The sequence below is a fragment of the Streptomyces fuscigenes genome (assembly GCF_021556455.1).
Taxonomy (GTDB): domain Bacteria; phylum Actinomycetota; class Actinomycetes; order Streptomycetales; family Streptomycetaceae; genus Streptomyces; species Streptomyces fuscigenes.
Genome location: NZ_JAKGCV010000582.1, coordinates 1 through 2,869, shown reverse-complemented (window position 1 = coordinate 2,869; position 2,869 = coordinate 1). Strand labels below are relative to the sequence as shown.

Annotated in this window: 2 protein-coding genes and 1 pseudogene; 2 read left to right on the top strand and 1 reads right to left on the bottom strand. The window is 74.6% G+C overall.

Going from position 1 to position 2,869, the window contains the following annotated elements:
• Window positions 1-169: 169 nt before the first annotated feature.
• Together L1885_RS26565 and L1885_RS26560 are read left to right on the top strand one after the other, a co-directional pair.
• Window positions 170-853, top strand: coding sequence for an ABC transporter ATP-binding protein (locus L1885_RS26565; RefSeq protein ID WP_235799706.1), 684 nt, complete (start codon window positions 170-172; stop codon window positions 851-853).
• Between the two features lie 187 nt (window positions 854-1,040).
• Window positions 1,041-2,018: a GNAT family N-acetyltransferase gene (locus tag L1885_RS26560; protein ID WP_235799705.1), complete on the top strand. Its 978-nt coding sequence runs from the start codon at window positions 1,041-1,043 to the stop codon at window positions 2,016-2,018.
• Window positions 2,019-2,271: 253 nt separating this feature from the next.
• Here L1885_RS26560 and L1885_RS26555 read toward each other — a convergent pair.
• Window positions 2,272-2,869, bottom strand: a pseudogene (locus L1885_RS26555) (hypothetical protein); the annotation flags it as partial.

Sequence of the window (2,869 nt, the reverse complement as noted above, 5' to 3'; positions counted from 1 at the left end):
GCCGTCGTCCGGCCCGGCGCCCGCCCCGTACGTACGCCGCCCGGCGCGGGCGGCCGCACCCGCGGCCGCCGGCCGGGCACCGGCAAAACCGTCCCGCCGCGCCCCCCACGCGCTCTCGTCCCCCTCCCGCAACCGTCTTCGTCTTCGCCTTCGTCGCAGGAGTCACACCATGTACCAGCTCACCGGAGTCACCAAGCGCTACCAGCGCGGCAAGCAGACCGTCCAGGCCCTCGCCGGCGTCGACCTGGCCATCCCCGACGGCGGCAGACTCGTCATCCAGGGGCCGACCGGCGGCGGCAAGTCGACGCTGCTGCAGATGCTGGGCGGCCTCGACCGTCCGACCGCGGGCACCGTCGAACTCGACGGCACCGACCTCGGCGCGCTCCCCGAGGCGCGCCTCACCCGGGTCCGGGCCGAGAAGATCGGGTTCGTCTTCCAGAGCTTCAACCTCATCCCCACGCTCACGGCGCAGGAGAACGTGGAGACCGCCCTCGTACCCCTCGGCATCAAGGGCGCCGCCCGCCGCGAGCGTGCCGCGCAGGCACTGGAGTCGGTGGGCCTCGGCGAGCGGGCGGGCCACGTGCCCGGCGAACTGTCCGGCGGCCAGCAGCAGCGCGTCGCGATCGCACGCGCCCTGGTGAAGCAGCCGAAGGTGCTGCTCGCGGACGAACCCACGGGAAACCTTGACGAGTCGATGCGCGACGAGATCATGGAACTCTTGGAGGGGCTCTGGAAAGAGCACGGCCTGACCTTCATCATGGTCACTCACGACAGCACCATCGCGCGCCGCGCTCCGAGGCTGGCCACGATCCGCAAGGGACGGGTCACGGTCACCGCGAACGCGTCCGCCTGACCAGCACTGCCTGTCCAGCACCGCCTGACCAGCACAGCTCGGGCTCCACTGTCTGTCTCACGCTTCCGCTGTCGTCCGTGCCGACCGGTCGTCAACGCCCCGGCCCGGTTCCCACCGGCCGGGGCCGCAGCCAGGACGTCCCCGTAACCCGGGGGCGTCGCCACCCACGCACGCGTAGGTTCTCCACATGCTGATCACACTGGGAAATCCGCCCTCGGACGCCGAGATCGACGCTTGGCACGCGGTGGTCAGCGCCGCGCACGTCCGTGACCTCCCGGCAGCCGTACCGGAACCGAGCCGCGCCGAGACCGCGGGAAAGCTGCGCGTGCCGCCGTTCAACGGCCGCGAGGTCCATCTCGCCGCGCCGGCCGAGGACGGCTCGTACGAGGGGGTGGCCTCCCTCCTGCTGTGGACGGAGGCCCCCAACCTGCACGCGGCGTATCTGCACAAGCTGGTGGTGGACCCCGGGGTCAGACGCAGAGGGGTCGGCGCCCGGCTGTGGACGGGCATCCGCGACCTGCTCGCCGCCGAGGGGCGCACGTCGGTCTCGACGCGGCTCGAACTGGGCGGTGCGGGCGAGGCGTTCGTGGACAGCCTCGGATTCGTGAAGATGCTCCCCCTGACCCGGTACGTGCAGCGGGTCGAGCAGGCGCTCGGCGGCACTCCCCGGCAGGAGCTGCCGGACGGCCTGCGGTTCGCGCACTGGACCGGGACGGCGCCCAGGGAGCTGGCCGGCAGCCTCGCCGCGGTGCACAACGCGCTCGTGGACGCGCCGGGCGGCGACCTCGCCGCCCGCCCGCCGCGGTGGGACGCGCGCAGGGTGCTGGCCGCCGCGCGCCTCGTGGGCGAGCGCGGCGGCGTCCTCGTGACGGCCGCCGCGGTGGACGGCGCGGGCGCGGTGGTCGCGTACACGGAGGCCGTCCTGCACTCGCCGGAGGACACCCGCGCCGCGCAGGGCGACACCGTGGTCCTCCCGGCCCACCGGGGCCGGGGCGTCGGCCGCGCCGTCAAGCGGCACCTGCTGGACGTGCTGCGCGACGAGCACCCCGGAGTGCGCGAGATAGCCACGTCCGTCGCCGACGAGAACGGCGCGATGCTGGCGGTCAACGAGGCGCTGGGCTACCGCCGCGAGCGCCCGACGGGCCTGTTCGAGATGAAGCTCTGACCGCCCGGGGGCTGTTGGAGGATGAAGCTCCGACCGCCCGGCGCGGGCGTCCGCGCCCGCGGGGCGTCACGGCGCGCACGGGAGGCGCGAGCACGGCGGCGGCAGGCGCCCGGCCGCGATCCGACACCGCTGCGGGACCCGGCGCCGCTTCGGGATCCCGCGCCGCTTCGAAATCCCGCTCCCTCATGACCCCGCGCCCCCTCATCACCCCGCGCGGCCCCGGGACCCGGCCCGGCCGCGATCCTGCGCCGTCTCAGGACCCCGCGTGCCGCACCGTCGTGTCGCGGGCGCGCATGTAGAGGTTCTCCTTCGCGTAGTAGCTCCACGGCAGCGCGTTCACGTACCCGTCGACCTGCCGGAACTGCTCCAGGGCCGCCTCGAACCTGTCCTGCTTGTAGAGGAAGTACGCCAGCAGGTGCCGCAGCTCCGGCAGCCGGGGATGGCCCGACGGCGCCGCCGCCGCGTCCATCAGGGCCCGGTCGATCATGCGCGTCAGCTCCGACGTGCGGTACTCCTCCGGGTCCCGCGTGCTGTCCAGGTGCTCCTCGAACCAGGCGATCAGCGGGAACGCCGACATCAGCGAGCCGAGCGGGGCACCGTCCGCCGAGGAGGCCGCGAACTCCTCCGCGAGCCGCGCCGAGCCCCGGCCGCTCGGCAGCCAGTAGCGAAGGGCCGCGTCGTGCGCCGCGTACAGGTACGGAGCGCGCCCGGTGGCCTCCTTGAACGCGGCGCTCGCCCCGGCGTGCGACAGGCCGGCGGCCACGGCGCCCCTGAGCTCCACCACGTACGGGGTCGGGTCCTCGGGCCGCGCCGCCCGGGCCGCCGCGAGCGCCTCCGACCGGCCGGGCCCC